This window comes from Streptomyces sp. NPDC007896 (assembly GCF_042959425.1).
Classification (GTDB): Bacteria; Actinomycetota; Actinomycetes; order Streptomycetales; family Streptomycetaceae; genus Streptomyces.
Window position 1 is genome coordinate 396212 of sequence record NZ_JBIBKX010000005.1, and the last position, 26459, is coordinate 422670.

Annotated in this window: 24 protein-coding genes and 11 pseudogenes; 15 read left to right on the top strand and 20 right to left on the bottom strand. The window is 68.8% G+C overall.

Translation table 11 applies throughout. The features are described from left to right. Window positions 1–130: 130 nt before the first annotated feature. Complete coding sequence (locus ACFZDJ_RS19250; RefSeq protein WP_391060336.1) at window positions 131–1162, bottom strand: substrate-binding domain-containing protein; 1032 nt, start codon at window positions 1160–1162, stop codon at window positions 131–133. A 228-nt stretch (window positions 1163–1390) separates the two neighbouring features. On the opposite strand from ACFZDJ_RS19250, the pseudogene ACFZDJ_RS19255 reads away from it, so the two are divergent. Then, window positions 1391–1840 (top strand): annotated as a pseudogene (locus tag ACFZDJ_RS19255) (cellulosome protein); the annotation flags it as partial. Window positions 1841–2017: 177 nt separating this feature from the next. Here the strand turns inward: ACFZDJ_RS19255 and ACFZDJ_RS19260 are convergent. Then, window positions 2018–2896, bottom strand: a pseudogene (locus tag ACFZDJ_RS19260) (transporter). Window positions 2897–3018: 122 nt separating this feature from the next. Here ACFZDJ_RS19260 and ACFZDJ_RS19265 point away from each other — a divergent pair. Further along, entirely contained in the window at window positions 3019–3528 is a 510-nt protein-coding gene (locus ACFZDJ_RS19265) for a DinB family protein (protein WP_391060338.1), read from the top strand. Window positions 3529–4053: 525 nt separating this feature from the next. On the opposite strand, the gene ACFZDJ_RS19270 is transcribed toward ACFZDJ_RS19265, so the two are convergent. The 3 genes and pseudogenes from ACFZDJ_RS19270 to ACFZDJ_RS19280 form a co-directional block, all read right to left on the bottom strand. Further along, window positions 4054–4314 (bottom strand): hypothetical protein, encoded by a 261-nt coding sequence (locus ACFZDJ_RS19270; RefSeq protein WP_391060341.1) that lies wholly within the window; start codon window positions 4312–4314, stop codon window positions 4054–4056. A gap of 519 nt (window positions 4315–4833) precedes the next feature. Then, window positions 4834–5040 carry a hypothetical protein gene (locus tag ACFZDJ_RS19275; RefSeq protein ID WP_391060343.1) on the bottom strand — a complete coding sequence of 69 codons (207 nt, stop codon included), beginning with the start codon at window positions 5038–5040 and terminating at the stop codon, window positions 4834–4836. A 322-nt stretch (window positions 5041–5362) separates the two neighbouring features. After that, a pseudogene (locus tag ACFZDJ_RS19280) lies at window positions 5363–5626 on the bottom strand (alcohol dehydrogenase catalytic domain-containing protein); the annotation flags it as partial. A 151-nt stretch (window positions 5627–5777) separates the two neighbouring features. Between ACFZDJ_RS19280 and ACFZDJ_RS19285 the strand changes: the two are divergent. Next, window positions 5778–6329, top strand: coding sequence for a GNAT family N-acetyltransferase (locus ACFZDJ_RS19285; RefSeq protein WP_391060345.1), 552 nt, complete (start codon window positions 5778–5780; stop codon window positions 6327–6329). A 158-nt stretch (window positions 6330–6487) separates the two neighbouring features. Here the strand turns inward: ACFZDJ_RS19285 and ACFZDJ_RS19290 are convergent, their stop codons facing one another. Next, a complete protein-coding gene (locus ACFZDJ_RS19290) occupies window positions 6488–6985 on the bottom strand; it encodes a GNAT family N-acetyltransferase (RefSeq protein ID WP_390935478.1) in 498 nt (165 codons plus the stop codon). A 196-nt stretch (window positions 6986–7181) separates the two neighbouring features. Between ACFZDJ_RS19290 and ACFZDJ_RS19295 the strand changes: the two are divergent. Next, window positions 7182–7401: pseudogene (locus ACFZDJ_RS19295) on the top strand (transposase); the annotation flags it as partial. Here ACFZDJ_RS19295 and ACFZDJ_RS19300 read toward each other — a convergent pair. After that, window positions 7393–8160: pseudogene (locus ACFZDJ_RS19300) on the bottom strand (IS5 family transposase). The pseudogenes ACFZDJ_RS19295 and ACFZDJ_RS19300 sit on opposite strands and share 9 nt — an antisense overlap. Window positions 8161–8968: 808 nt before the next feature. Between ACFZDJ_RS19300 and ACFZDJ_RS19305 the strand changes: the two are divergent. Both ACFZDJ_RS19305 and ACFZDJ_RS19310 read left to right on the top strand, forming a co-directional pair. Continuing rightward, on the top strand, window positions 8969–9367 hold the full coding sequence (locus ACFZDJ_RS19305; protein WP_391060347.1) for a nuclear transport factor 2 family protein: 399 nt from the start codon (window positions 8969–8971) through the stop codon (window positions 9365–9367). A 169-nt stretch (window positions 9368–9536) separates the two neighbouring features. Further along, window positions 9537–9794, top strand: a complete 258-nt coding sequence (locus ACFZDJ_RS19310) for a flavin reductase (protein WP_390935180.1) — start codon at window positions 9537–9539, stop codon at window positions 9792–9794. A 108-nt stretch (window positions 9795–9902) separates the two neighbouring features. Here ACFZDJ_RS19310 and ACFZDJ_RS19315 read toward each other — a convergent pair whose 3' ends face one another. The 5 genes and pseudogenes from ACFZDJ_RS19315 to ACFZDJ_RS19335 form a co-directional block, all read right to left on the bottom strand. After that, a complete protein-coding gene (locus ACFZDJ_RS19315; protein ID WP_391060349.1) occupies window positions 9903–12704 on the bottom strand; it encodes a SpoIIE family protein phosphatase in 2802 nt (933 codons plus the stop codon). 261 nt (window positions 12705–12965) lie between these two features. Continuing rightward, window positions 12966–13166: pseudogene (locus tag ACFZDJ_RS19320) on the bottom strand (aminoglycoside phosphotransferase family protein); the annotation flags it as partial. 18 nt (window positions 13167–13184) lie between these two features. Beyond that, entirely contained in the window at window positions 13185–13406 is a 222-nt protein-coding gene (locus tag ACFZDJ_RS19325; RefSeq protein ID WP_391060582.1) for a transposase family protein, read from the bottom strand. A 27-nt stretch (window positions 13407–13433) separates the two neighbouring features. Next, window positions 13434–14082: pseudogene (locus ACFZDJ_RS19330) on the bottom strand (ISAzo13 family transposase); the annotation flags it as partial. 242 nt (window positions 14083–14324) lie between these two features. Next, the gene (locus ACFZDJ_RS19335) at window positions 14325–15167 is read right to left on the bottom strand and encodes an ANTAR domain-containing protein (RefSeq protein ID WP_390935176.1); all 843 of its coding nucleotides are present in this window, start codon (window positions 15165–15167) and stop codon (window positions 14325–14327) included. Window positions 15168–15301: 134 nt separating this feature from the next. Between ACFZDJ_RS19335 and ACFZDJ_RS19340 the strand changes: the two genes are divergently transcribed. Beyond that, the gene (locus ACFZDJ_RS19340; RefSeq protein WP_391060351.1) at window positions 15302–15730 is read left to right on the top strand and encodes a MarR family transcriptional regulator; all 429 of its coding nucleotides are present in this window, start codon (window positions 15302–15304) and stop codon (window positions 15728–15730) included. A gap of 296 nt (window positions 15731–16026) precedes the next feature. On the opposite strand, the gene ACFZDJ_RS19345 is transcribed toward ACFZDJ_RS19340, so the two are convergent. The 3 genes and pseudogenes from ACFZDJ_RS19345 to ACFZDJ_RS19355 all read right to left on the bottom strand — a co-directional run. Next, complete coding sequence (locus ACFZDJ_RS19345) at window positions 16027–16830, bottom strand: VOC family protein (protein ID WP_391060353.1); 804 nt, start codon at window positions 16828–16830, stop codon at window positions 16027–16029. A 400-nt stretch (window positions 16831–17230) separates the two neighbouring features. Continuing rightward, the gene (locus ACFZDJ_RS19350) at window positions 17231–17932 is read right to left on the bottom strand and encodes an HAD family hydrolase (protein ID WP_391060355.1); all 702 of its coding nucleotides are present in this window, start codon (window positions 17930–17932) and stop codon (window positions 17231–17233) included. A gap of 7 nt (window positions 17933–17939) precedes the next feature. Beyond that, window positions 17940–18786 (bottom strand): annotated as a pseudogene (locus ACFZDJ_RS19355) (TIGR03557 family F420-dependent LLM class oxidoreductase); the annotation flags it as partial. Between the two features lie 723 nt (window positions 18787–19509). On the opposite strand from ACFZDJ_RS19355, the gene ACFZDJ_RS19360 reads away from it, so the two are divergent. The 7 genes and pseudogenes from ACFZDJ_RS19360 to ACFZDJ_RS19390 all read left to right on the top strand — a co-directional run bounded on the left by ACFZDJ_RS19360 (window position 19510) and on the right by ACFZDJ_RS19390 (window position 22445). Then, window positions 19510–19998, top strand: coding sequence for a flavin reductase (locus ACFZDJ_RS19360; protein ID WP_391060357.1), 489 nt, complete (start codon window positions 19510–19512; stop codon window positions 19996–19998). 107 nt (window positions 19999–20105) lie between these two features. Continuing rightward, complete coding sequence (locus ACFZDJ_RS19365) at window positions 20106–20285, top strand: hypothetical protein (protein WP_391060359.1); 180 nt, start codon at window positions 20106–20108, stop codon at window positions 20283–20285. Next, window positions 20285–20737, top strand: coding sequence for a monovalent cation/H+ antiporter complex subunit F (locus tag ACFZDJ_RS19370; RefSeq protein WP_391060362.1), 453 nt, complete (start codon window positions 20285–20287; stop codon window positions 20735–20737). The genes ACFZDJ_RS19365 and ACFZDJ_RS19370 overlap by 1 nt, the downstream gene beginning before the upstream one ends. After that, window positions 20730–20989: pseudogene (locus ACFZDJ_RS19375) on the top strand (DUF4040 domain-containing protein). The gene ACFZDJ_RS19370 and the pseudogene ACFZDJ_RS19375 overlap by 8 nt, the downstream one beginning before the upstream one ends. Further along, a pseudogene (locus tag ACFZDJ_RS19380) lies at window positions 20986–21709 on the top strand (MnhB domain-containing protein); the annotation flags it as partial. The pseudogenes ACFZDJ_RS19375 and ACFZDJ_RS19380, both read left to right, overlap by 4 nt. Before the next feature lie 4 nt (window positions 21710–21713). Then, window positions 21714–21917, top strand: a pseudogene (locus tag ACFZDJ_RS19385) (dehydrogenase); the annotation flags it as partial. Continuing rightward, complete coding sequence (locus ACFZDJ_RS19390; RefSeq protein WP_391060585.1) at window positions 21912–22445, top strand: TetR/AcrR family transcriptional regulator C-terminal ligand-binding domain-containing protein; 534 nt, start codon at window positions 21912–21914, stop codon at window positions 22443–22445. The pseudogene ACFZDJ_RS19385 and the gene ACFZDJ_RS19390, both read left to right, overlap by 6 nt. Before the next feature lie 119 nt (window positions 22446–22564). Here ACFZDJ_RS19390 and ACFZDJ_RS19395 read toward each other — a convergent pair whose 3' ends face one another. The 5 genes from ACFZDJ_RS19395 to ACFZDJ_RS19415 form a co-directional block, all read right to left on the bottom strand. After that, window positions 22565–22900: a peptide ligase PGM1-related protein gene (locus tag ACFZDJ_RS19395; RefSeq protein ID WP_391060364.1), complete on the bottom strand. Its 336-nt coding sequence runs from the start codon at window positions 22898–22900 to the stop codon at window positions 22565–22567. 197 nt (window positions 22901–23097) lie between these two features. Continuing rightward, window positions 23098–23502, bottom strand: coding sequence for an actin-binding ADF family protein (locus ACFZDJ_RS19400; RefSeq protein ID WP_391060366.1), 405 nt, complete (start codon window positions 23500–23502; stop codon window positions 23098–23100). A gap of 632 nt (window positions 23503–24134) precedes the next feature. Continuing rightward, window positions 24135–24512 carry a hypothetical protein gene (locus tag ACFZDJ_RS19405; RefSeq protein WP_391060368.1) on the bottom strand — a complete coding sequence of 126 codons (378 nt, stop codon included), beginning with the start codon at window positions 24510–24512 and terminating at the stop codon, window positions 24135–24137. Further along, window positions 24512–25120 (bottom strand): hypothetical protein, encoded by a 609-nt coding sequence (locus tag ACFZDJ_RS19410; RefSeq protein ID WP_391060370.1) that lies wholly within the window; start codon window positions 25118–25120, stop codon window positions 24512–24514. The genes ACFZDJ_RS19405 and ACFZDJ_RS19410 overlap by 1 nt, the downstream gene beginning before the upstream one ends. A 71-nt stretch (window positions 25121–25191) precedes the next feature. Then, window positions 25192–25770, bottom strand: coding sequence for a sigma-70 family RNA polymerase sigma factor (locus ACFZDJ_RS19415; RefSeq protein WP_391060372.1), 579 nt, complete (start codon window positions 25768–25770; stop codon window positions 25192–25194). Between the two features lie 157 nt (window positions 25771–25927). Here ACFZDJ_RS19415 and ACFZDJ_RS19420 point away from each other — a divergent pair, with 157 nt between their 5' ends. Beyond that, window positions 25928–26410 carry an Asp23/Gls24 family envelope stress response protein gene (locus tag ACFZDJ_RS19420; protein WP_168514092.1) on the top strand — a complete coding sequence of 161 codons (483 nt, stop codon included), beginning with the start codon at window positions 25928–25930 and terminating at the stop codon, window positions 26408–26410. The last annotated feature ends 49 nt before the right edge of the window (window positions 26411–26459 follow it).

Genomic DNA, 26459 nt, shown 5'->3' on the forward strand with positions numbered 1-26459 from the left:
CGGGTGTGCCGAGGGAGGGTGACGAGGGGGGAATCGGGCATGCCGAACAGCCACGGCGAGCGGTGCATACGGTGCGGGGGACGGACGCTGCCCGTGATCCGTGGTCAGAAGGTGGTGTTGATGGCCGACGTCAGGGGGCGTCGATGGACGGTGTGCCGGGGCCGGGCCCCGTGCTGGCACGGAGCGAGATCGGCGGTGCGAGCAGGTGGTGCCGGGGCGGCGCGTCGGGCTGGTCGATCCGCTCGACGAGGAGGTCGACGGCGTGTCGGCCCATCTCCTCCGCCGGTACGTCCGCCGCGGTGAGCTGCGGGGTCACCGTCTCCGCCCACCGGCCGGCCACGACTCCGGTGATGGAGAAGTCGCGCGGTACATGACGGCCGGCCTGGGCCAGTCCGCGGTACAGGCCGCCGAGCGCGGCCTCGTTGAGGGTGACCAGGGCCGTGGTGGCCGGGTCGTCGTGCAGAATCTGTTCCAGGCACGCCTGGCCGGACGCGGCGTCGTCCCCGCAGCAGTACGTCCGGACGGTCAGCCCGCGCTCGGCCGCGGCCTTGGTGAAGCCGTCCAGCCCGCGGTGGGCCGACTCGTATCCGGCCCGCAGCAACTGCTCGGGACGGTTGACGAAGGCGACCCTGCGGTGGCCGAGGTCCGCGAGGTGATGCACGCATGCCGCTGCCAGCGCGGTGTGGTCCAGGCCGACCCACCAGGTGCCTTCGGGATGCGCGGTCCGGCCGATGGCTACGGAGGGGAAGCCGAGGGCGGCCAGGTGATCGACCCGGTCGTCCTCCAGTCTGATCTCCATCAGGATCGCGCCGTCGACCCTTCGCTCCCCCAGCAGCCGCTGGAACGAGCGGTCGCTGTCGACGCCGCTGGGAGACAGCAGCACGTCGTAGTCGTGGGCCGCGGCGGCCTCCACCACGCTGCCGATGAAGTCGAGTTGCATTCCGGTGTAGTGGTTGCCGGCCGGCGGAAAGACCAGGCCGATCGTGTTGGTGCGGCCGTTGGCCAGGGCGCGCGCACTGGCGTTGGGCCGGTAGTCCAGCTCGTCGATGACGCGCTGGATCTTCCGGCGGGTGTCCTCCGACACGGCGCGCTTGCCGCTCAGCGCGTAGGACACGGTGCTCCGCGAGACACCGGCCCGCCGGGCGATCTCACCGATGTTCACGAGCACTCCTTGGACGGGTCGAACCGGTTCGATGTGGCGAACCAGCTATCGAACCGGTTCGCGTGAAGTGAAGGTAGGAACAACCCCAGCGGCTGTCAACACCTCGCGCCACACTTCTCGTTACGGCTCCGAAATCCAGTAGGAGCTGCCACAACCGCCCGTGTCGGAGGTATTGCTGGTGGATTTCCGCGGTGCTAGCTTTCATCGAACCGGTTCGACACAGGCGCCGTGTCCACCAAGGCGCAGGGCGGCCCGCAGCACGCGGGTGCGGACGCGCTGGAGGTCCTTCCGCCGTTCGTGGATTCGGGCGGCAAGGACGTCTACCTCTACATGACCGATGTCTACCGCGGGTTCCGTACCAGTGGCCGGGTGACAGCGGCCCCGAGCGGCTCGCGGACTTCAAGGAGAAGATCAAGAAGCAGGTCGCCCAGGTCAAGACGATGGGCAGCTACAAGGACCACGTCGTCTACGTCCCCTTCAACGAGTCAACGAGCCCGAGGGGAACATGTTCGGCTCGGGCACGTGGAGCTACAACAACGTCTCCTGGCTCAACGACCCGCGGGTCGGTCACCGTAGGGCTTTCTGCAGTACGCCAAGGCCAACGACGTCGTCCCGGAGGTGATGACCTGGCACGAACTGTCGTCGCCCGCCGCGGTCCGCACTGGTGCCCGCCGCTGGTCTCGTTCCGGCGCACCCCGGCAGCCGCCCCAGCTCACCGTGACGCTCCCCGCCGCCGCGCCAACCGTTCCGAGGCCCCAGACCGGCCGACTCCGCCGGCCGACGAACAGCAGCGCGGCTCCGCGGACGGGGGATGCGGCGCAGCCGCACTCGCCCCGTACCGTCCGACTGTGCGATTCATACAGCGGCGTAGCCGAGCCGGAACAGGTCTTGGGCACGCTCCAGGTCCCGCTCCGTGCGCAGCTGTACCTCCAGGTCGCCCGTGCCGTGGTGGCCGAGCCCTTTCAGATCCCGGGTGAAGCCGGGAACAAGGCTGACCGCCTTCGGGTCGGCATTGAGGTACTTGAGGTACTTGAGGTACTTGAGGTAGACGAGCAGCTTGGTCTGCTGCGGCGGGCAGACGCAGGCGAAGTTCCGCAGCCGCTGATAGGCCGCGTACTGCTTGCGCTGGATCCGGGTGATGCCATCCCCGAGGGGCACCACCGCATCAACCGCCTCCGCAAGCTCCGCCATCGCACCGTGCCGCCTGAGATCGTCGGCGGCCTCGCCGCGCGCCGGCGAGGCCGCTTGGCAGCTCGGCAGCTCGGCAGCTCGGCAGCTCGGCAGCTCGGCAGCTCGGCAGCTCGGCAGCTCGGCAGCTCGGCAGCTCGGCAGCTGCAGACTGCCTGGTGACCGAGGCCACCGTCTCAAGGCCGATGTGCTCGGTGTCGAAGTACCGGTAGCGGACCAGGTCGATGCCGCGCCGGTGCTCGCGTACAGCGTGCGCGTCGTAGCGGGTGAAGTCGCCGGCAACGCAAATCAGCCCGGGTGCGCTCCTCAGGACCTGAGACGCAGCCGAGGCACCGAGCCGGTCGCGCACCAGGCTCCGAAAAGCGTCCTTATGGGCCATGAGCCACGACATGCAGTAGAACCCCTGGTTGGCCCGCCGACGTCGGTGCCGCGCTTGTATTCCACCATCACGGGTGCGTTGTTCTCGTCGAGCCCCAGCGAGTCGATCCGCCCGCCGTCGACACAGTCGATGACGTACTCGCTCGCCAGAAACCGCACGCCCAGCATTGTCTTCTTGTGCGTCTCGACGAGGTCCTGCACTTCCGCCTCGACCGCAGCAAGACGCGGCGCGACAGCCGACGGGAGTAGATTCTGGCCCTGAATGCAGGCACGGATGAGGAGCGCGGCCAGTGACCAGCGACAACCGCATAGGACCACCCAGTTTTGGAAGCGAACGCGACATGCTGCGGGCTTTTCTCGACTACCATCGCGCGACCCTCGCCATGAAGTGCGAAGGGCTTACCGACGAGGAATTGCGGCAGCAGTCCATGCCGCCGTCCACGCTTTCGCTGCTCGGTCTGGTGCGGCACATGGCGGAGGTGGAACGTGCTTGGTTCCGTCGAGTGTTCGAGGACAACGACGCTCCCATGGTCTGGTCCGACAAGATCGACTTCCAGGCGGCCTACGACGCGAGCGCGTCGACCAGGGACGAGGCGTACGTAGCCTGGGAGGCCGAGGTGGAGAACTCCCGCCGTATCGAGCGGGAGGCCGAGTCCCTGGACCGGGCCGGGTATCAGCCAAGATGGAGCGAAGAGGTATCGCTGCGGATGGTGATGGTGCACGTGCTCCTGGAGTACGGCCGCCACAACGGGCACGCGGACTTTCTGCGTGAGGGTGTCGACGGGACTGTGGGCGCCTGAGTCCGCAGGAGCCACCGGTCTCCCCTTGCTGATCCATTCCAGAGAATCGCGCGCGCGGCTGGAAGGAGGGGGTCCAACGTCAGTGGGTGAAGACGGAGTTGGACTCCCCCGCCATCGCGCTCTATGTGAAGACCGACGATCCGCTGAAGGATTCGCCGCAATGGGCCCCGTGGCGGCCGGCCGTGGGCATCGCGCCGCGGCTCACCGACGCGGAGCCGATGACGCTGGCGATGATGCAGGTCAGGTTGGGTTTCACCGCTTGTTGCAGCCGGGCTGATGGAGAAGGTGGGCCTACGACGACGACCGGCGGTGTCGGTGCGCGGTCTGAGCTGCCGTGTGCGGGCCGACATGGCGGCCCGGCCACGCGCCAGCGGATCGGCTCCGGTCAGCTGTCGGTAGACGGGCCAGTCGCTGACCCAGGTACGTACACCCATGGCGTGTTCTCTCGGGCAGCCAGACTCCTGCCACCAGTCGCGGGCATCTCTCCCAGCGCCACCCGCCAGGGCTCCCGCGGCGCGCCGAGCGTCAGGCCGACGGTTCGTCGGGCACGGGATGCTCCGGACGTCGGCTGCCGGAGTGCGGGGCGCCCCTCCGGCCGGTGCCGACCTCGTCCGTATCGGGAATCTCCAGGTCCGGCTGCTCCTCGGTGACGGACTGTGTCGGGTCGCCGACGATGTCCCAGGGGTCCTCGGCGGCGGTGGCCTGCTGATCGGGCGGATCCCTGGGTATCGGCTTCGGTATCGGCTTCCCGCTGCTCCCAGGGGCTTCCGGGCGGCGCTCGCTCATGGCGTTCTCGCTTCCTCATGCGGGGGGGTGGCGTGAGTCGCAGGTACCCCGGCGGCCGACGATGATGCCGATGATCGAGGCCCCGCCCCGAGGCTGGTCGGCGACTGAGCAGAGCATTGACGAGTTCCCCCTCGCTCCCGACCTTCTTCCGGCTCTGCGGGGAGGTCGCCCTTGGTGCGCTCCCAGAGCGAGTCCCGCCGGGTACCTCGGAAGGCCGAAGGTCAGTTCGCTGCGCTATGCCGACCTTGCTGTGAGACTTCGTTTGCGGTCGGAGCCGCACGGCAGGGGCGAGACCGAGCAGGTAGTCGCCGTCGGCGAAGAACCCCGCGCCGTACGCCGTTGACGTCCGCCCGGCCGACCTCCTTCACAGTGATCTTGGTAAGCCCGCGGACGCAGGGAATCAGCGCCGACCCCTTCCAGGGCCCCACGAATCGGCTTCTCGCCCGCCCCGAACGTCGTCACCTGCAGGGCGGCGAAGCCATGCAGGCGCAGACTGACGCTGGAGGTTCAAGTGTGCCGTCACCACACCTCAGGACCGCCGCCGTGCCACTCGATGACCGGTGAGTCCGCCACATCGATCTCATCCATACCAGCCCAGCCGACCCGCCGCATGATCTCGGCCAAGCCACACAGACCGCACGCCGCCCCCACGGGCTCCCCGTCCACGCGTACTTGGCGCCCCTCCCCCTTGACGGGCGGGCAAACGATCACGGAACGCTCGGTCATTCGGCAAGCATCGCCCGCAGCCGCACCCCGCGCATCCGGACGTAGCCCGCGGTGCCGTGCCAGACGCCGTGCCGCTCCAGGCGGCGCGCAGGTTCGTCTGGATACGCGTGCGCAGGTCGCGCTCGATACCTTTGCCACGGCGGCGGAGGGCCGGCGGGATCTCCCACCCCGGCGGGCGTGCAGAGCTCCGTGCTCGACACCCATCTGCTCGATCCGGTCGCCACGACCACCCCGTCATCCGCAGGGTCTGGGCCGGCGGCTACTGCCAGCACCTCGTCCTGGCATGTTCCGACACCACAGAATCAAACAACTGGTGCTGTGCAGAGTATGAGAACGCGCCGACCACGAACTGGCCGGGCGTGACGGTGGTGACCTCGCTGCCGACTTCCTCCACGAAGCCCACGTACTCGTGGCCGATCGGGCTGGGGGCGTCGCTGGGATCGGCGCCGCGACAGGGCCACAGGTCCGAGCCGCACACACAGGTTGCCGACACTCGGATGATCGCGTCCGTGGGCTTGAGGATCTTCGGTTCCTCGCGCTCACTCGGAAATCTCCGGGGCGCGCATGACGACGCCGCGCACGGCAGCTGCTCCTTCACCCCAGGGCCGACCGCCGGGGGATGAGGACGGCCGGGCGGCCCACGTGCCGCACTTGCCAGGAAACCGGTCTATCGGCAGGGCAGTGAGTCCCTGGCGAAGGGTGTACGGGCGGCATGTCGGGGTGAGCATGATCGCCTCATGGATCGACGTGCGGTGACCTTAAACGAGATCGTTTTCGAGGACTGGCCGGCCGTTCACTCGTGGGCGTGCCTCGCGGAGGCGTGCCGCTATCAGGTGTGGGGGCCGAACACAGAGGATCAGACGCGGGGCTTCGTGAGAGAGGTGGTCAAAGCCTGGTCGGACAGCCCTCAGCGCCGGTTCTCCTATGCCGCACGCCTCGGGCGCAACGTGGTGGGCATGGGTGAGCTGCACGTTCGTAGTCAAGTACAGCGCCAGGGCGAGATCACATATATCGTGCATCCGCAGGTCTGGGGGCAGGGCATCGGGACAGAAATCGGGCGACAGCTCCTCTCTCGTGGCTTCAGCGAGTTGGGGCTTCATCGGATCTATGCCACCTGTGATCCGCGGAATACCGGCTCTTCCCGGGTCCTGGCGAAGCTCGGCATGACGCAAGAGGGACGCCTGCGTCATACCCAGGTGATCCGTGACGGCTGGCGAGACTCCTTGATCTTCAGCATCCTCGAAGAGGAATGGCGCTTCGGTGTGGGGATCCCTGCACCAACTGCGTAAGCAGCTAGGGCGAACGACGGCTGGCCCACCGACCGACAGTCGGCGTGCCTCGGCCATCGGGCCGGTCGGCATGGCAGGGCGACGCTGGTGACGGCCTGCCGGCGGACCACGCTCCCGGCCCCTCCACTCTCCTACTGCGGCGGCATGGCATGGCATGGCTACGCAGGATTGAGATCCTTTGCCATCACCAATTCCCTACGCACACCATCCGGCAGCAGGTCGCCCGGCTCTCCGGTGTCCTTGAAGCCGTGACGCTCATAAAGCGCCATAGCCGCACGGTTGTCCGGCATCACTGACAACCGCAGCGTCTTGACTCCTGTCTGCACAGTCCAACGGGCAATCTCTCCGATCAAGAGGTCTCCCACCCCCTTGCCTCGAACCGCGGGACTCACCCACATCGAGATCAACTCCACGGCATCCGGTTGCTCAGCAGGGACACCACTGGCCATCCCGACCGGCTCACCTTCGCGGACTGCGACAACGTTGTGAGAACCGGGGATCGCCAGGCGGGCCCTCCAGCGTTCTTCTCGGTCACCCTGCCCCTGCCACTCGGCCAACGTTGAGCCGAAGGCAGACGGCGCCTCGGCAAGCGCGGCTAGCCGCAGCACGCGCCACACTGGCCAGTCATCCGGTCGCAAAGCACTCAGTTCGATCACGCCAAGACAGTGCTCCGAGGGGGGCTCCATCCGCAACTTATATGAGAAACAGGCGCTCTTGATCTTCAACATCCGGAGTCGAATGGTGCGTCGAACTTGATCACTCGGTGCGGTAACTGCCGTACGCGGAAGCGGCCTTCGTCTGAACATGTGATCCGACCAAGGAACACACACATTCAGCACGAAGGCCATGAGGATGAGTCTGCTGCATCACGAAGCCCGGCGGGATCCGTTGGCACAACTGTCATGTTTCCGGGGCGAGTTCCACTCCTGCCTGACTGCTCGTTCGGACGGCGTTGTTCGAGCTGGCCGATGCCGCTCTGTGCGGCGATGGGCCGGTGAGGTCGCTGCCCGAACTGTCGCTGGTGGGCGAATACCGCCGAGGCCATGGCGGGCTTCAAAAGGTCCTAACAAAACAGTTGGACGTGGCGGTGGGTGATCAGGCAGACGGCGAGACCGAGGATCGCTTCGTGGATGTCGTCGCGGCGTTCCCAGCGGATGCGCAGGCGGCGGAAGCCGTGGAGCCAGGAGATCGTGCGCTCGACGACGTAGCGGAAGATGCCCAGGCCGGTGCCATGGGGCTGCCCTCGGTCCGCGATCACCGGTCGGATCCCGCGCTGCCGGAGCAGGCGGCGGTACTTGTCGTGGTCGTAGCCGCGGTCGGCCAGCAGCGCTTCCGGCCGTCGGCGCGGCCTGCCGACCCGTCCCGCGACGGCCGGGATCTTGTCGAGCAACGGCAGGAGTTGGGTGACGTCGCCCACGGTTTCCGCCGGTCAGCGACACCGCGAGCGGGATGCCCTGCCCGTCGACGATGAGGTGGCGCTTGCTGCCCGGCCGTGCGTGGTCGACCGGTCTGGGACCGCTTTTGGGCCCCGCCGGGCCGCGCGGACGTGCGAGGAATCGATCACCGCCCGGGACCAGTCCAGCTTGTCCTGCGACCGCAGCTTCTCCAGCAGCACCACATGGAGCCGGTCCCAGACGCCGGCCTCGTTCCATGCGGCCAGCCGCCGCCGGCAGGTCACGCCTTAGCCGAAGCCCAGCTCCAGCGGCAGGTACTCCCACCGGATGCCGGTGTGCAGGACGAACAGGATCCCGCACAGGGCCTGCCGGTCCGGCACCCGCGGCCGTCCCTAGACCAGCTTTGGCGCCGCCGCGGGCAGCAACGGCTCGATCAGCGTATTCGGTTCGTCGGCAGTAGAGCGCGCACCACTTGGGCGGGCGGCTTCTGAGAGAGACGGGGAGGGGCGAGCCGCAGTATGCGCAGTCTGTTCGACGAAACGCTTTGAAGAAGGCGTCCTACAGGGGCAGGCCGTGGGAGCGTGTGCCAGGCTCCGGCACAACATCCTGGTCGGCCACGGCGTCGGCCCGGGTACTGACCGCTCCGACCGAGGCATGAGCCTGTCACCGCCCGGCGCGACCTTCCGCGCACCCGGCGGTAGACCACGGTCCAGGCTCGCCACGGTGTCGGCGGCGCAGCGGACCGACGGCGAACCGGTCACTCTGTTACGCCACGTCCTTGGGCACTCCGTCCGGAGAGCGCCGACCATCTCGGCGTCACGCCGGCAGCAATGCCTGTCGGCATGCCGGGTTACAGAAACGAGCCCTGGCGGAGCTGGTGCCCGTCAGCTTTGGGGGGCGTCCTCGGATGCTGCGCGGGCGAGGGTGTCCGCCACCGTTGTGCATGCGAGCCGGACCACGGAGCGCAGCTCGGCGTCCGAGGCGCCGGCACGGCTCAGTACGGCCAGACCGCCGTCTGAACACCATCAGGAACGTACCCGTCCTGATCATCGCCGGCGAGGAGGACAGCCAGTTCCCCCTGCACGTGGTGCGGAAGATGGCCGAACGCCATCGAAGGAAGCACCTTCCGTGTGCTCCAGCACACCGCCCACCTCGCCGCCCGCGAGAACCCCGAAGGCGTCAACGCCGAGATCGACGCCTTCTTCGTCGCCCTGCCCGCCGCAGCCTGATCAGGAGACCGCCACCATGACAGACAACGCACGAGCGACAGCCGTGCCCGGCTGGGTCCTGAAGCTCATGGACGCCATCGACACCCTGGAGTTCAGTGAGGGCTTCGCGCCACTGACCGAGGACACCGACATGTTCTTCGGCACCGCCCACATCCACGGCGTCGAAGCCATCAAGGAGTTCTTCGTCAAGATCGACGCGCCGCTGAACATCACCCACGAGGTCCTGGAGTTCTGGACCGCGGGCGACGGTGTCCGCCTGCTGCACGGCGAAGCGACCATGGCCAGGAAGAGCGAACCGGACCAGGTGGTGCGCGCCCCGTTCACGCACATCTTCTACCTCGACCAGGAAGAGCCGGTTCGCATCCGGACACTCCGCATCACTGCGGGCCCGCTTCAGACCGATGCCGTGATGTGACCTCGTTCCGGGGCGAGTTGTGAGTGTCCTGGAGCCCCGGAACGGAGGACGGACGGGACGAGCACCATCCGGTCTCGCTGTACTACCGGAGATCAGCCAACGATCTCCCGCGGCAATCACGACGCGAGACACGCCCGCCAGGGACCGCCCGGTCGAGGTCTGCCTCGGCATGGCCGCCCCTGCCGTGTTCGACTCCCAGGCGCGAAACGTGCCCCTCGACGCGCCTGGCCGGCCCGTCGGCACCTTTTCGGGAGACGACAAGTTCGCCGAGGTGGCCTGGCGGCCCGGGCCGCACGAAGACCCGGTCATCGACGGCGGGGTCGCCTGGATCGGCTGCACGATCGAAGCCGTGCACGACGCCGGTGACCACTACATCGTCATCGGCCGTGTCGACGAACTGGACGCCGACAGCACGGCGCACCCCTAGATCGTTGACAGCGCGGACAGGCCTGTGGCGGCCAACTCCAGCCGTCGACTGGAATGTCGGAGCCGGCGTTGTCATTGGTAGGACGCGGCGCTCTTGGACCATGCGGGCTCACGCATCGAGATCATCGAACTGGTCGAGAAGAAAGTCGACCGGTGTCCGGCTCGGGGCGGCGGATGTGCCGTCGTGGAGAAACTGTTCCGCCCAGATGACCTTGCCGCGGGTCGTGTATCGCGTTCCCCATCGCTGGGCGAACTGCGCCACCAGAAACAGCCCCCGCCCGCCTTCGTCCGTGGTCGCCGCCCGCCGTAGGCGCGGCGAGGTACCGCTGCCGTCCGACACCTCGCAGATCAGACAGCGTCCGTGCAGCAGCCGCACGCTGACCGGCGGCAATCCGTACCGGATCGCGTTCGTGATCAGCTCGCTGAGGATCAGTTCCGTGGCGAATCCGGCCTCCTCCAGTCCCCATTCCCGCAAAGTCTCCCTGCACCGCGCCCGCACCGAGGGAACCACTGCCGGGTCCGACGGCACGCCCCACTCGGCCACGCGCGAGGGCGGGAATATCCGGGTACGCGCCACCAGCAGCGCGATGTCGTCGGAGGAGTGTGACGGCTTCGTCGCGTCGATCACCGCCTGACACGTCTCCTCCGGAGTGCGGCGCTCGGAACCGTCCAATGCCTGGCGCAGCCTCTCCAACCCGACGTCGATGTCGTGGGTGCGCTCCTCCACCAGGCCGTCGGTGTACAGCACCAGTTGTGAACCGTTCGGCAAGGAGAACTCGGCGGTCTCGAAGGGGTAGCCGCCCAGGCCGAGCGGCGTCGAAGCCGGGACGCCAGGACAGGTGACCGTCCCGTCCGGACGCACCACCACCGGTTCCGGGTGTCCCGCACGGGCCATCGCGCAGGCCCCCGACACCGGGTCGTAGACCGCGTAGAGACAGGTCGCTCCGGTCACCCCCTCCCCCTCGTGGCCCTGCGCGCCACCGCTCGCGTTCTCCTCGTTGTCCATGCTGACGACGAGGTCATCCAGGTTCGCGAGCACCTCGTCAACGGGGAGGTCCAGGGTGGAGAAGTTGTGCACCGCGGTGCGCAGCCGACCCATCGTCGCCGCCGCGTGCAGCCCGTGACCGACGACGTCACCCATGACCAGAGCCACCCGAGCGCCCGGAAGCGGGATGACGTCGAACCAGTCCCCGCCCACCCCCGCCTCCGCGGGCAGATACCGCCAGGCCACCTCCAGCGCGTCCTGATCCGGCTGTGCCCGCGGCAACAGACTGCGCTGCAGCGTCACCGCCATCGCGTGCTCCCGGGTGAACCTCCGGGCATTGTCGATGGCCAGGGCCGCCCGCGCGGCCAGTTCCTCCGCGAAGGAGAGATCCTCCGGCTGGAACGCCGGGGAATCCACTGTCCGATAGAAGTTCACCACGCCCAGCGGCACGTTCCGCGCCTGCAGCGGTACGGTCACCAGCGAACGCAACCCGCACTCCAGGGCCTTCCGGGCGCGCTCCGGATCCTGCTCCCGCCAGCCGTGTGCCTGCCGCAGGTCCGCCTCCAACAGGACCCGTCGCTCCTGCAGCGTCCGCATTTGCGGCGTTCGGCGCGAGAACGTGATCACTTCGCCCAGCGGATACACCGGGATCATCCGCTGTTCACCGCCGATCGCCGCCCGGCGCAGATGCCGCCAGCCCTCCGCCGTCGGCTCCCATCCCCGCAGTACCGCGTCGAGCAGGTCCACCGTCACCAGGTCAGCGAACTCCGGCGCCGCAACGTCGGCCAGCTCCTGCGCCGTACGCCCCACGTCCAGCGTCGTCCCAATCCCCACCCCGGCCTCGTACAGCAGCTTCAGTCGCTCCCGCGCGACCTCGGCCCGCCCCGAGACCGCCGCCAGCTCCGTGGTGTCCCGCAGGGTCACCACGCTGCCTCCCCGGTCGGCCTGCGGGTACGTTGGCCGCTTGTTCACCGCCAGCAATCGGTCCCCTGCGCGATGCACCTCATCGGTGACCGTCTCCGGCGACGACAGCAGACGCGTGATCGGCTCCGGCAGTCCCAGCTCCCGCACCGGGCGCCCCTGCATGTCCGCCGGCAGGTCTAGCAGACGCCTCGTCTCGTCGTTGGCCAACAGCAGTCGTCCGTCGGTGCCGATGATCAGCACTCCTTCCCGCACCGCGTGCAGGACCGCGTCGTGGTGCTCGTACAGCTGCGCCAGCTCCGCCGGGGCCAGGCCGTGTGTCTGCCGACGCAGCCGCCGGGCCATTAGCGTCGTTCCCGTCATGGACAGCGCCAGCGCGGCCGCGCCGCTGCCCAGGATGATCGGCAGCTGCGGCAGCCACAGTGCCGCCACGTTCTTGACCGTGATTCCGGCGGAGACCAGGCCGACCACCTTGCCGCGGGAGTCGGTCACCGGGACCACCGCCTGCACGGCGGTTCCCTTGCCCGCGGGCAGAGGCGGCCCGCCGGCCTGCTCGACGACGGTACGGCCCTTCAGCGCCGGTGCGATCGTGCCGACGAACTTCTTCCCGATCTCGCGCGGATAGGGGTACGTGTAACGAATCCCCTGCGTGTTCATGGCGACGACGAAGTCCACGCCCGTGCGTTTTCGCACCTCCTCGGCCCGCGGCTGGAGCACCGCCGTCGGATCACGGCTCCGCAGCGCCTCGGCCGTGCCAGGGGCACTCGCGAACGACTGGGCCGCGACGACCGACTCACTACGCCCTCGCTGCAGCGCGTCACGCGACGTCTGGAGCACCACGGCCGCCACCGCGGCCACGACCAGCAGGACCACGATGACGACCTGGAGAAGGAATACTTGACCGGCCACACTGCGCAGGTCCAGCAGGGAAGCCCGGTGTTGCCGCGAGCGTCCGATGAGCGGATGACGTTCCGGGCCCCGAAGGCGCCCAGAAAATACCTCCATACACCCTTCATAGCACCGCCGCGGGGAAGCCGAAGCTGATCACGTCCGTCGCGCCGCCGCGTGACTGAGTTCGGCACTTCAGGGAGACGGTGGTGGGCCGAGGGAGATGCTCCTGGCGCGGCGTTCAGTCCGCCTCGGCCTGGCCGGGGTGCGCCTTGCGATGGGTGCTGGGCCAGCCTGGGCACGTGCGGTGCGCAACCTCGCCGCCGCTGATGGGGATGCCCGAAATTCCTCAGCGTCTGCTCGATTCCCCACTTGGTTGAGCGGTGAACGATAAGGCCGGGGCTGCTCCTCGGCGGCTCGCGTCGTCAGCTCTGTCCTCCCTGCCTCCCGCCATGGCTGCGCCACCAACCGCACTCCTTCTGAGAACGTCGGCGCGTCCCGCGCCCGCCAGTACAGCCGCTCGCTCGCGGCCGCGGCCAGCACCCCACCGTCCTCCTCATACGCCTCGGCGAACCGCAGACAACTCGGCTCATTGCGCTAGCCGTTGTAAGGCCCGCAGATCATTAACTCGTCTCTTTGATCTCCGTTTGGGTGGGGTCTGGAACGAGGAATGCCGCGATGTCGGCTGATGGTCTTGGCGGTGACTCCGAAGAGCTGGCCCAGGAGGTCCATGGTGGCGAGTTTGCGCAGGTGGGGCACGGTGGCCAGGATCCGATTCGCTGGTGTGAGCTTGGCTTTGGCGCCTGTGCCAGGGTCCACGAGGCGTTCGTGACCGCGACGGGCACGGAGGTGGCAGACGGTGATCGCCAGTCCGGTCTCGGTGGCCAGCTGGGCGAGCTCAATCTTCCAGGTGCGGGTGCGGTAGCCGTGGGACCCGCCGGCGTCGGCGGTAATCAGCAGTCGGCCGGCCGTCGGACAGGCGGCCCGTCCGGCGCCGTTCCACCAGCGGCGGACGGTCTCGGCGGCGAACGTGGCGGTGTCGTGGTCGGTGCCCACGTTGACCAGCCACGGTCCGCGGCGACATCGTAGATGCCACAGGGCACCGCCTTGCCCAGCTCACGGTGGGGGAAGTCATGGGTGTCGACCCGCACCGGCTCGCCTTTCGGCTCCCGCTCCCGGCCGCGGTTTTTGAAGGGGTCGACCAGTTCCTTCGTCTTGGTGTCCACTTGGTGTCCACGCTGATCACCGGCTGTCCGTCGCCCTGGTGGTGGCGGGCCTCGTCGTTGAGACAGCGGAACCGGGTGTCTCGGTCGGGGTGCTGTTTGCCTTCCAAGATCTTGGCGTTGCCCTGCAGGCTGAAACCCTCCTCGCGCAGCAGGTCGCCCACTGTGTTCGGGCCGATCCTGTATCCCTGACGGGCCAGTTCGTCGGCGAGCGTGCGAGTGGGTTTGGTGGTCCAGCGCAGCGGCGACATGGGATCCCCACGCATGTCGGGCGGCGGCCTCTCTCACTTCGCTCCCCTACTGTGTGGCCGACCAGCGCCGAGAGATTGGGCTCGGTGGCCGACAGGATGCCTCGGGCACACGGACATCGCCGGCCGACCGTGCCACCGGCGATGGACACCGGCTCGGACGAGCATGAGCGGACAGCATCCACAGTGCTCCGGGTCTGGAAGCGGCTGCCGGAATCCAGTGCCGACAGTGGACGCCATGAGGAAGGAGCACGGCTGAGGAAGGGTCACGGCTCGGGGCTGTCGCTGTCCGGTGGCGCGGGTCTGCCGGTGGGAGAGGTCCAGTCATGGCGTGGGTGGTTCGGGGAGAGGGGGTTGAGTGTTTCGGTGACCGCCGCGGAGATCCCCTGCTGCAACCGGTCGGACAGCGGCGCGTCGTTCACCGCCCCCACCAACTCATGGGCCAGGTGGTGGAGTTTGGTGTTGGTGCGCTGCGAGACCTCGACCAGGACGCTCCAGGCGTCCTCGGCGTTCAGACCGAAGGAGGCCATCAGGACCCCACGGGCCAGATCGATGACCGGCCTGGTTTGCATGGCCCGTTTGAGCTGGCCGATTTCGATGCGCAGGTCCTTCTCGACATCCTTGGGCAACCCGTCCGCCTCCACGGGGCTGGGGGTGGTACCGGTACACATGCCCCGGCCGTTGGCGGCCACGCCGGGACCGGCGTCATCCGGGTCCGCGAAGAGCGGCCAGGTGCGGGTAAGTGTGAGCAGGCGCTCGACCGCGATCCCCGCCGTCTGGATGCGGACCGTCTTGGCCTCCACCAGGGCCTGGCGGCGGATGTGCAGCAGGATGTTGAGGCCGGAGCAGTCACAGAAGTCGACCCCGGCGAAGTCGAGGTCGAGGCCGTGGACCGACTGGGCCAGTACTTCACGCAGGGCGTGCCGCAGCGCCTGCTCCGTGTCGATGTCGAGTTCACCCGCGACCGCCACAACCGTCCGCTCGCCGGCGGGATATGCCGCGACCTTCAGGAACGGCGAGGTGTGGGCTCCGACCGCGCCATCCGCTTGCGTCTCGTGGACGGCTTCGTCTGCGCCCCTCGCCTGGGAAGAAAGCAGATGTTCTTGCATGGGAGTCGCTCCCGGGGCATCCACTGGTCTTTGCCTCCTCCAGGCTCGACCTCCACCACGTCGCACGTCAAGAGATACATGAACTCATTTTCACCCTTTTGAATACGTGAACGTCGGGCACTACCATGAGAGGCATGGGTGGAGTACCCGAGGGACACAGCGGCTGGACCTTCCTGACCAACCACGCCCGAGTGCTGGCCTCGATCGCCGACGATCCGGGCACCCGTATCCGTGACATCGCCGCGCGATGCCGGCTCACCGAGCGCGCTGTCCAGAAGATCATTTCCGATCTTGAGCAGAACGGCTATCTCACCCACACCCGGCAGGGCCGCTCGAATCGCTACCGCATCGAAGAGGGAACCATCCTCCGGCATCCGGCCGACGCCGGCCTCACCGTGGCGGGCCTGCTGGCCGCCCTCGACCAGCACGAGAACTCCCACGAAACCCAGCCCGGGCAGGGGGCAAGGCATCAGGGGAGCGATGGAACGGAGGGGCCTGCTGACGACGACAGCATGACGGCCGCGAGATCCGTTCAGGTCGGCCGTCACCGAGTGAAGTCGTGACTCGCGATGATCGACCTTATGATGATCGACCTTATGGGGACGGCTCACCAGCAAGGCCACGGGATGCGGCCTGCGCTGAATCGCCGATGCCTTCGAGGGGCGGCGGTATCTCAGTCGACCCGCGATCGCGGAGGAGCCGGGCGCGGTGATGCCCGCGCGAGCGTCCCGGGCAGCCCCGCCGCCCTTGCATGGCTGGGCGCTCAGCTTCCCGGGGAAGCTGGTGTGCTGGCCGCGGGGACAAGTCACGCGGCATGCCGGTCGGCGTCTGCTCCACGGCCTCGACAACTGCGCGACCCTCAGAGCGCCCTTCGCGCGGTCACAAAGAAGCGGGCCCCATCGGGGTCGGTCAGGATGGCCTCGGTCGAGCCGAGGCCCTGCTGGTGGGCCGTGCCGCCGTGAGCGCGGGCGGCGCGGGCGGCAGCCTCGACGTCGTCGACGGTGAAGTGGATCTGCCAGTGCGGCCGGATCGTCGGGTCGGGCGCCGCCTCGACCGCGCCGGAGTGGATACGGGCCACGACATCGCCCCGGCTGCGCAGCACGACCTCGTTGTCCTCGTAGCGCACCTCGCAGGACCCGGGGGCCGAGGACGCCCACTCCAGGACCTCCCCGTAGAAGATGGCGGCGTCGAAGGCGTCGCGGGTGTGCAGCCGTACGAAGACCGGTGCCGCCCGGCGCCACTCCTCCCAGCCGGCCACCAGCTCGCCCTCCCAAATACCGAAGACCGCTCCGTCCCGGTCGGCCAGCAGGGCCGCCCGGCCCGGCGGGAACGACAGCGGTCCCACCGCAGTCGTACCCCCACGCTCCTGGCTGCGGGACACGGTCTCGTCCGCACTCGCCACCGCGAAATAAGGGGTCCACGCGACGGCCGTCTTCACCCCGAAGTTCACCTCCGAGATCCCTGCGACCGGGACCCGCTGCACGCTCGCGACCCGGTACTGATCGCCCATCGTGCTGCTCGTGCGCCACTCCCAGCCCAGCACGGCGCGGTAGAAGTCCTCCGCCGTCTGCAGATCTCGCGTGGTCAGACTCGCCCAGCAGGGTGCTCCGAACACCGAGTGACTGGCGGCGACCTCACCGTGCAGTGCTGCGTCGCTCTTCATCGTCGTACCGCCTGACCTGCCTGACACCACTTTCATCATGGGGCGTGGATCGACCCCGGACTCGGCGGTCGCCCAAGAGCCGGGTGCCCCTTCGAACGCGCGGCAACCGCCGTTCCGCGCGCACACCACGCAGCGACCGACGCCAGACGCCGACGAGTTCGGACGACCCGGCGCCGGTTTCAGCCCATAGCCCCAGTGACGCCCGCGAGCACCCGCGGGCGTCACGAATCATTTCGGGCGATCCTGGAATAGGCATCGGCGTCCGGGGAGGCCTGGGACATGGCCACTTCCGCATGGCCCCCGCAGACCGGGGCCGGAACAGTCCGCGACCGGGCCCGCGCCCCCCACGAAGCGGTAGCCAGGCGCAGAGCCATCTTGTACGACCAGACGCTGCGCCCGGTCAACGGCTCGGGACAGCGGTCTCCCCCGCTGACTCGCGGTCGGCGAAGACGCTGGTGTCCAGGTGTCCGAGGAGGTCGGCGGGATCTCGGTACAACGCGCGGGCGCCGGCCGATTCCAGGTCCGCCCGTGGGATCCCGCCGGACAGCACCGCCAAGGGGACCACCCCATCCCGCACGGCGGCCTTCATGTCCCAGACCGTGTCGCCGACGAACACGGCTCGTTCACTGGGCACGCCGGCCGGCTCCCTGGCCTGCCGGACGGGGTCGGGGGCGGGTTTGCCGTCGTCGACGTCGTCCGCACTGGCCGCCCCGAGGATGACGTCGTCCGCGTCGATGGCGCCGCGCAGCGCGGAGAGTTCCGCGCCACTCGCCGAGGTCGCCAGGACGATCTTCCAGCCCCGCCCGGCCAGTGCGCGCAGCAGGTCGCCTGCCTCGTCCAGCGCCCGTAGCCGCTCGAAGTACGTGGCGCAGAGGGCGTGGTGAGCCGCGGCGAGCTGGTCGTCGCCGTCAGGGTCGCGGTCGTCTCCCAGCAGGTGCTCGATCAGGTCGCCGCCGCCGAGGCCCACGGCGCGGTGGATCTCCCGCATGGGGACGTGGTGGCCGGCCTGCCGGAAGGCCTCCCACCAGGTGACGACATGCAGGTGGTTGCTGTCGACGAGCGTTCCGTCGACGTCGAAGATCGCAGCACGCATCGTGGTCATCCCGCGCTCACAGTTCACGAAGGACGGGCAGCAGCTTCTGCTCGGCCCACTCCAGATACGGCTCCTGGTGCTCGCCGCCGATCTGTATGGGGGCGACCTCGGTGAATCCGGCGTCGACGTAGGGGCGCACGGCTTCGACGACGGCGTCCACGTCGCCACCGCAGGGAATGGACTCGGCCACGTCCTCGGGCCGTACGAACTGGGTGGCACCCGCGAACGCGGCGGGTCCGGGCAGTTCGGAGTTGACCGGCCAGCCGCCGCCGAACCAGCGGAACTGGTCGTGGGCGCGGGCGATCGCCGCGTCGCGGTCGGTGTCGTAACAGATGGGCAGCTGGCCGACCCTGGGCTTACCTGTGCCGCCGTACCGGTCGAACGCGGAGATCAGTTGCGGCCTGGGTTCGGTGGCGATCACCAAGTCGGCGGCGTGACCGGCGAGTTCGCACGAGCGGTCGCCCGAGACGGCGACACCGATCGGCGGGGGGTGCGTCGGGCAGATCCCACAACCTGGCGTTCTCCACGTCGAAGTGGGCACCGTGATGGTTGACGTTCTCCCCCGCGAAGAGCGAGCGGATGATCTCCACCGCCTCCTCGAGCATCTCCAGCCGGACGTGCGCGGCGGGCCAACCACCGCCCACCACATGCTCGTTGAGGTTCTCCCCGGAGCCGAGGCCCAGGCGGAACCGCCCCTGGGAGAGGAGTTGCATGGTGGCGGCCTTCCGGGCCACGACGACCGGGTGGTAGCGGGTCGTCGGGCACGTCACGTACGTCATCAGGGGAATGCGTTCGGTGGCCTGCGCGGCGGCACCGAGCACGCTCCACGCGTAGGGGGCGTGTCCCTGGGACAGCCAGGGGAACGCCGAAGGCCGGCGGGGCGGATCCCGTCAGCGGTCAGTAGGCGGACCGATCCCTGACACGGGTGCGGGTACCCATCTCGTGTCCTCTCGCACGGCCGGACTTCCACAACGGTAGCTGTCGTGGACATCGCTCTCCGTGTTCGCTGGTCAGGCTCGGCATGTGGCCCACTGGCTCGATACCCTCGCCCACACCTGCCGACGGTACGTAGTCGTAGCCGTGATGGGGCAGGATCCGAGGAGGCCGACCGCCACAGCCGCCCGCGTGTGCCCTGGCTCGACGGTAGCCAGGCACAGCGGACAGCATTGGGGGCAGCGCCACAGCGCCCACTCACAGCGTCGGACCCGCCGGGTGATGCACTCCCCTTCGGCGATCTCCGGGACCATCACAGCTACGGACAGTTGCTACATTCCGTTCCCCGGCCGCCTGCCTGCGCACGAACCGTCGCCTCGCGGCATCGCGTCCGGACAGATGCGCCGCACCCGCGCCCCGAGTCCCGCACCGGACCCGCCCACCCGCCGACGTCGGAGGGAAAACGGAGCGCATCCGTCGGCGGAAAGGGCCAGGACCGTGGATCGGTAGCGGTACCCGCTGGATGTGCGGACAACGCTTGCACTCGCAGTGCAGGAGCACCCAGGTCACCGAACGCGCCGTGAACTAGCCGGGGCACCAGACTGTTGAACGCTTACCCGGCATCCGATCTCTTGAGGCGGGAACCAAGTACCGTGATCGATCTCGACCCCTTCACCGACTTGCTCGACTATCCGATGTATGTCGTGACCGCCGAAGCTCACGGGGAAAGAGCTGGCTGCCTGGTGGGATTCGCCTCGCAGTGCTCGATTCGACCCGCCCGGTTCATGATCTGGCTGTCCAAGGCCAACCGGACGTACCGGGTGGCCGAGCACGCCGAACGACTCGTGGTCCATCTTCTCCGCCGCGACCAGGACCGGCTGGCCCAGCTCTTCGGCGGCGAGACCGGCGATCGCACCGACAAGTTCACCGACACCCCGTGGCACCCAGGACCGGGCGAATCGGTGATCCTCGACGAGGCCCCCGCCTGGTTCGTCGGTCGCGTGGAGAACCGGATCGACGGCGGCGACCACGTCGGCTTCCTTCTCGCTCCGGAGGCGGCAGAAAACCTCGCGGGCAACCGCACCCCTCTGCTGACGTTGAACGACACCCATGACATCACCCCGGGCCACCCAGCGAACTGAGCCACACCTGGTGGTCGCCACTTGGTGGAGGAACAGCGATGCTTGGATGACGCGACAGAAGAAACCAACCAAATAGGGCGAGTTGGTCTCGTCGGTGGAGGTGTCATGTGAACCGGCGTAGGACGCTCCTCGGCACGGGCGAGATTCTGACATGGTGGGCCGTTCTCGCCCTGCTGTGGCTGGTCTTCATCAGTGCGGTGACCACCCTGGAACTCTTCGTGGGCGCGTCCGCCGCGCTGGTCGCGGCGGTCGCGGCGTGGGGTGCGCGGCGGGCGGTGAGCGGGTAGTGAACGGCTGGACAGTCACCGCGACGGCCACACTCACCGTGGGAGTCGGGGCCACAGTCTGGGGCGTCGCCACGGGACCGCTGCGGCGCCGGGTCGTGGCACAGAACCTGTCCACCTCGCTGGCCTGCCCCACTCTGCTGCTCCTGGCCCAGGGCTACGACCGGCCGTCGTACGTCGATCTCGCCCTGCTCCTGGCGCTGTTGGGGCCGGTCGGCACCCTCGTCTTCGCCCTACTGCTCGCGGAGGATCCGGCGAAAGATCCGCCGCGGGCGTGGGGGCTCACATACGCGGTCGCGGCGTTCGGTGGCGGCGTCGTGGTCACCGTGTGCGTGGCCACGGGTCCGGGCCGTGCGCTGATGAAACTCCTGGTCGTCGGTGCCCTGTTGATCGGCGGGAACCTCACCGCGTCCCGTGCCCTGTCCGGCGGCTTCACGGGGAGCCGGCGTGGATGACCCGCTGATCGTCGTGGCGCTGCTGCTGGTCGCCGCGTCCGCGACCGCCGCCGTGGCCACCCGTGATCCCTCGCGGCAGGCACTCGTGCTGGCGGTGCTCGGGACGGTTGTGGCCGTCCTGTTCACCGCGCTCCAGGCCCCCACGTGGCGCTCTCCCAGCTTGCTGTGGGCTCCGCCCTGACTCCCCTGCTGCTGATGCTGTCCGTGCGCAAAGTCCGGCGGCCGCGGCGGCGGAAGGAGAAGGAACGGTGACCCGGCGGGTGCGGCTGATCGTCCTGGCCGTCGGTGGTGCGGGCCTCGCGGCCCTGCTGGTCGCCGCCTGCTTCTTTCTGCCGGGCTTCGGCCGGGACCGGCACCCGTACGGGGACCGGGTGGTGCGGGCCGCCCTCGCCCGGCACACCGCGAACACGATCGCTTCCGTCAACTTCGACCAGCGCGCCTTCGACACCCTCGGCGAAATGAGCATCCTCTTCGCGTCCGTCCTCGGCACCGTCGTCCTGCTGCGCCAGACCCGCGACGAACACCGCGCCGAGCCCGAACCCGAGGAGGTCGCGCTCCCCGTACGCCGGTACGCGCTCGTCGTTTTGCCCGTCGCCGTCCTCACCGGCCATCGCGCACGGCCAGCTCAGCCCGGGCGGCGGCTTCCAGGGCGATGTCGTGGTGGCGACCGCCCTGCACCTGCTCTACCTGGGCGCAGACTACCGCGCGCTGGAGCGTATCCGCCCGGTCGGCTCCTACCAGGCCGGCGACGCCCTCGCGGCCTCCGCCTACCTCGTGCTGGGCCTCGCCGGCGCCATCGCCGGCACCGCCGTCCTCGCCAACTTCCTTCCCTACGGCACTTTCAACACCCTTTCGTCGGGCGGCACCGTCCCGCTGCTGAACGCGGCCATCGGCATGGAGGTCGCCTGCGCGGTCGTCGTGCTGCTCGCCCGATTCCTGGACCAGGCCGTGGAGATCAGAAGGGAGACGGGAAGTGATGTCGGTCCTGCCGTATCCCGTCGCCGCCTGGGTATTCCTCGTCGGCTGCTACGGGCTGGCGACCAGCCGGAATCCCATCCACGCCGTGGGTCTCGCGGTCTGCCAGTCCGCCACCTACGTGCTGTTGCCGGCCGTCGGCTATCGCGACGGCGGCACCGCGCCCGTCTTCTCCGACCTGAAGCCCGGCTCGCGCCCCGTGGTCACAGCCGCGTGGGACGAGTTGATGGAGAACGGCTACGAAAGGCTGACCATGGAAGCGGTGGCCGAACGCGCCCAGACCAGCCGCCCCGTGATCGCCCGGCGCTGGGGAAGCCGCCAGGAGCTGTTCACCGCGGCCGTCCTGCACTGGATCGACCACAACAGGCCGCCCGTCCCTGACACTGGCACGCTGCGGGGAGACCTCCTGGCCTACCTGGCGAGCAAGTCCGACCAGCGAGCGGAGATCAGGGCCGTCTTCGGGGCGCGATTCGGCGGGCTGGCCGAGGAGAACCAGGACCTCGCACAGCTGTTGCCGCAGCGGATCTCCCAGGCACTGGGAACCCAGGACATCTGGGACCGGGCCGCCGCACGGGGAGAAGTCGACCCGGCCGCCCTCACGCCGCGCATCATGGACCTGCCGCTCGATCTCGTCAGCCTCGAACTTACGCAGACCCATGAAGCGCTGCCCCTCAGCGTGATCGAGGAGATCCTGGACACCATCGTTCTGCCCCTCGTCGTCCCGCGCGACTGAGACGTCGTTGTCGTACCGAACGTGATCGGCATGTTTTCGCGAACGAGCTGTCCTCCTCGAACCGATGCTCACCGCGATCGGTACGACAACGGCGTCTGAGGGCTTGCGGAGGCGTCGGGTCAGGTCGTTTCGAATTCCACGGCGTGGGACAGCCGGGCATCCCACTCGCCTACACCGTCAGCGTCGGCAGAGATCACCGCGTAGCGCCAGGAACAGCCATCCGACGGTGCATCCGCGTAGAGGACGACGCCTTCACCGCGCGCCGGGTCGAAGGCGAGGTGGTGTTCCCGCAGCCGGGCGAGGGCTTGTTCGAAGCAGAAGGGCCGTCGTATCCCGTGAAGGAACCCTGAGTTGTGTGCATCGCAACGCTGAACAGGACTCGCGTCCCGGAGGTGGTGGTCTCCAGCTGGATGCTGACCGACGCGGACACGTCCACGCGCTCCTCCACCACCCACGTCCCCGCGGGACCACCGATCGCATCCAGCTCCAAGGCTGACCCGCCTTCCAGGTCGCCGCGCACTACGAAGCGCATCCCGTGACCTCCGGCAGAGCGGTCAGGCTTGATCACCACTCACAGTCTGCGCACCAGCGGCGGCAAGACCTGGGTTCCACGCGGCGCGATCACCTGCCACCTCCAAGGAGGAAAGGTGGGTCAAGAGGCCCGGGACACGAGTGCCTCGTACCCCACGTCGGACAGGTCCGCGGCCTTTACGTAGACCTGGACACCGTCGAGCAGGTTCCGGAGCGTGCTGTAGCCGGAGGAGTGCGCGATCCTCTCCTCGGCCTTCGTCCCCGCCGGGCACCAGGAGATCAGTACGACCTTCTCCTGACGGGTCCCGTCCGCTGTTGCGAAGAGAAGGTCGTAGACGGCGTACCGGGACGCGTCCGCCGGCAGGGCCTTCAGTAGTTCGTCGTGTGTCAGGTTCCCCTCGAAGTCAGGGATGACGGTCTCCAGGCTGTCGCTGAGCCGGAAGATCACTGTATTGATGTCCCGCCTGCTCTTCAGCTCCTGGAAGGCGCTGATACAGCTGTCGTCCACTGGGATACCACCGCTCACGACGAGTCCTTCTGATCATTGGGAGAACAGGCCGAGCGGCTCAACGAACCGACACCCCGGGAGGTTCTGGGCCGCCGGCCCTGAGCACCTGTTCCGCTCCCCCATGCCCTGGCCGATAACCGGGCGCCGGCGGAGCAGCGCTCCGCCGTACGCGGGCGGCCCGCGTCCAGACGTGGCGGTCCGGGACATCCCGAGCAGCCCGCAAGGAAGCGGCGCAGCACGCTGTAGCGGGTGAACGCGCTCACGGCCAATCGCTCGACGGCCACGGCGGTCACGATCAGGCGCTTGCGTCCCATGAGGTAATTCCTGCTGCCACGAGCTCAGCCGAACGGCCGTGCTTCCCCGCTCGCTGCGCGTCTCTCCTCGGCCATGCAGGCGATACGGAGAACACCGACGACGCCCACTGTGACGTGTCATTGGCCCACGGGGCTTCGTACGTTCGCTCTGTCTCTCGCTTCGAAATGGCCCTGCGGCGGTCGTCCGTCAGTCTCCGCAGCACATTGCGTCAGGCGCATCCTCGTGACGAACAGCTGAAGCATGAGCACACCTGAGGCGATCACCGCCAGGAGCACGCCCGTCATCGCGAAGGCCTTGAAGGCGGTGACGGTTCGCGGAGCTGCTGCTCGCGGCGCTCAGGCCATGGCGGATCGGGCGGCGATACGGGTCACCGTGACCGCGACGCTGACCGGCTCCACAACGCCATGGGTGGCGAGGTGGGAGGTGGCGGCGCTCTGTACCCGGTCGTGGACGTTCCTGGCGGTGTCCAGGGCTCGGTGGCCCTCGGCCAGGACGCAGCGCACCTCGATGCGCCATCCCGAACCGTCCAGCGCCCGGTCGGCGCGGATGCCCGCCTCGGGCGGCATGCGGTGCGGCGCGGTGTCCGTCCGGGTGGGCGCGGCGGCCGCCGCGAGGCAGTGGGCCAGGCGGGGTTGCAGACCGGCCACGCCGGGAGCCGCCAGGGCCGCCTCGGCCGCGACGCCGATGAGCGTGGTCGTGCCGGTGGCGGTCATCACGTGCCCCTGCCCATAGGGTCGCCGGGGCCCAGGGGTGGCCACGGCTCCAGAACGTCGACCACGGTGATGTCGACTGCCGTCACGGCCAGACCCAGGTCCCGTCCGGCCGAGTCGAGGACCGACTGACGTACCTGATCAACCCGGTCGGGCAGCGGGCGGTCGAGGGCAGCGGCCAGCTCCATGGTCACCCGCACGTCGGTGCCCTCGCCCGCGGGTACGAGCCGGCAGGTCGCGGCCCTCACACCGGGGACCATGTCCGCGGCCTGCCGCAGTACCTTCGCGGCAGCGCTCTCGGCGATCCGTAGCTCCCGGTCCGGGTCGGCCAAGGGCAGCAGCCGTCCGAGCCGGATCTCTGCCCTGACGACGTTCATGACACGGTCGGCGAGCGCCTGCAGGCCAGGAGGGTCTTCCGCACGCAGCGCCTGGGCGGCCGCGTTCACCGTGGCCAGTCCCTCGACCGCCTCGCGGCAGTAAGGGCAGGACACCGTGTGCGGGTCCGCGACCGGCGCAGCGTCCCGCGCCTGTTCCCAGACCCGGCTGAGCAGGCGGCCGCAGGGCAGTACCTCATCACCCGCGAACGGGGGCACGTCGGCGTCAATGGACATGCCGGCGTCAATGGGGCTGGTGCGGGGCCCGTCGACATGGGGCGGTTCGGAAGGCCGGGCCTGCGGGTCGTCTAGCGCCATGGGCCCATCGCCTCCTGAAGGGATCGACGTGCTCTGAACAGTCTGCCGCGCACCGTCTGCTCACTGGTCCGTGTCACGTGGGCGATCTCGTCGTAGGGCAGGCCCCGCAGTTCACGCAGGATCCAGCAGATCCGCTGGCCGGCGTCCAGCTCGGCGAGCGCGCGGGACAGGGCCTCGGTGGCCGCGTCCTGCTCGGCGGACCGGGCGGGCTGGCTCCTCGCGTCGCCCGTCGCGGGTTCGGCGACGGTGTCCAGGGGGAGCGGCGGCGGTCGGCGCCGCCGTCGCATGGTCAAGCAGCGGTTGATGGTGATCCGGTACATCCAGGTACTGAATTCCGCACCGTGACGGTACTCCGGTAGACGCCGCCAGGCGCTGACGAAGGCGTCCTGAACGGCCTCTTCGGCGTCCTGGGGGTTGCCGAGCATGCCACGGGCCAGGGCCAGGAGCGACCGGTTGTGCCGCTGGACGAGAACGGCGAAGGAGTCTTCGTCTCCCTCGGCCGCCCGCACGGCGAGCACTCCGTCCGGCAGGTCGCATCCCAGCTGTGGGAAAGCAGGACGTTGAATCATGACGCTCTCGCAGGGGGCTCGGAAAGAGCGTGTACCCCCGCCACACCTATGTGACGCACATCACATGTCATGTCTGTGAGAGGTACGCCGCCCCGGGTGTCCAACCTCTTGAGAGACACCACGCAGGTGTCACACCGAGCCACTCGAGGCGACCGCCATGACGGACAACATCACCAGCGTCGGCGGGGGCAGCCGGCCCGACACAGGCGTGAGCGCGCTGAAGGGCCGTACCGGGGCCGGAGCACCGGCCGAGACACGGGGGAAGACCACCATCGCGGACGGCGTGGTGGCCAAGATCGCGGGCATGGCCACACGCGAGGTACCGGGCATCCACAGCATGGGAGCGGGGATGGCCCGCGCCTTCGGCGCCATGCGGGAACGCGTCCCCGGCGCAGGCGGAGGCGTCACGCGCGGGGTGAAGGTCGAGGTCGGCGAGCGCCAGGCCGCGGTGGACTTGGACGTCGTCGTCGAGTACGGCGTCTCCATCGTCGACGTCGCCGGCGCCGTACGCACCAACGTGATCAGCGCCCTGGAACGAATGACGGGACTGGAGGTCGTCGAGGTCAACATCGCCGTCGACGACGTCCACCTCCCCGACGAGGAGGAAGAGGCCGAACGGGACGAGGGCCGCGTGCGGTGACCGACCGCCGTGACCTCGGCCGTGCCCTGGGCATGAGCGGGTGATCACA

Bases quoted from the DNA above. Each gene is read 5' to 3' on its own strand.
- ACFZDJ_RS19270 (WP_391060341.1), bottom strand. From the start codon at position 4,314: ATGAGCGAGCGCCGCCCGGAAGCCCCTGGGAGCAGCGGGAAGCCGATA.
- ACFZDJ_RS19275 (WP_391060343.1), bottom strand. From the start codon at position 5,040: ATGACCGAGCGTTCCGTGATCGTTTGCCCGCCCGTCAAGGGGGAGGGG.
- ACFZDJ_RS19285 (WP_391060345.1), top strand. From the start codon at position 5,778: ATGGATCGACGTGCGGTGACCTTAAACGAGATCGTTTTCGAGGACTGG.
- ACFZDJ_RS19305 (WP_391060347.1), top strand. From the start codon at position 8,969: ATGACAGACAACGCACGAGCGACAGCCGTGCCCGGCTGGGTCCTGAAG.
- ACFZDJ_RS19310 (WP_390935180.1), top strand. From the start codon at position 9,537: ATGGCCGCCCCTGCCGTGTTCGACTCCCAGGCGCGAAACGTGCCCCTC.
- ACFZDJ_RS19315 (WP_391060349.1), bottom strand. From the start codon at position 12,704: ATGGAGGTATTTTCTGGGCGCCTTCGGGGCCCGGAACGTCATCCGCTC.
- ACFZDJ_RS19335 (WP_390935176.1), bottom strand. From the start codon at position 15,167: ATGCAAGAACATCTGCTTTCTTCCCAGGCGAGGGGCGCAGACGAAGCC.
- ACFZDJ_RS19340 (WP_391060351.1), top strand. From the start codon at position 15,302: ATGGGTGGAGTACCCGAGGGACACAGCGGCTGGACCTTCCTGACCAAC.
- ACFZDJ_RS19345 (WP_391060353.1), bottom strand. From the start codon at position 16,830: ATGAAGAGCGACGCAGCACTGCACGGTGAGGTCGCCGCCAGTCACTCG.
- ACFZDJ_RS19350 (WP_391060355.1), bottom strand. From the start codon at position 17,932: ATGACCACGATGCGTGCTGCGATCTTCGACGTCGACGGAACGCTCGTC.
- ACFZDJ_RS19405 (WP_391060368.1), bottom strand. From the start codon at position 24,512: ATGACCGCCACCGGCACGACCACGCTCATCGGCGTCGCGGCCGAGGCG.
- ACFZDJ_RS19410 (WP_391060370.1), bottom strand. From the start codon at position 25,120: ATGTCCATTGACGCCGACGTGCCCCCGTTCGCGGGTGATGAGGTACTG.
- ACFZDJ_RS19415 (WP_391060372.1), bottom strand. From the start codon at position 25,770: ATGATTCAACGTCCTGCTTTCCCACAGCTGGGATGCGACCTGCCGGAC.
- ACFZDJ_RS19420 (WP_168514092.1), top strand. From the start codon at position 25,928: ATGACGGACAACATCACCAGCGTCGGCGGGGGCAGCCGGCCCGACACA.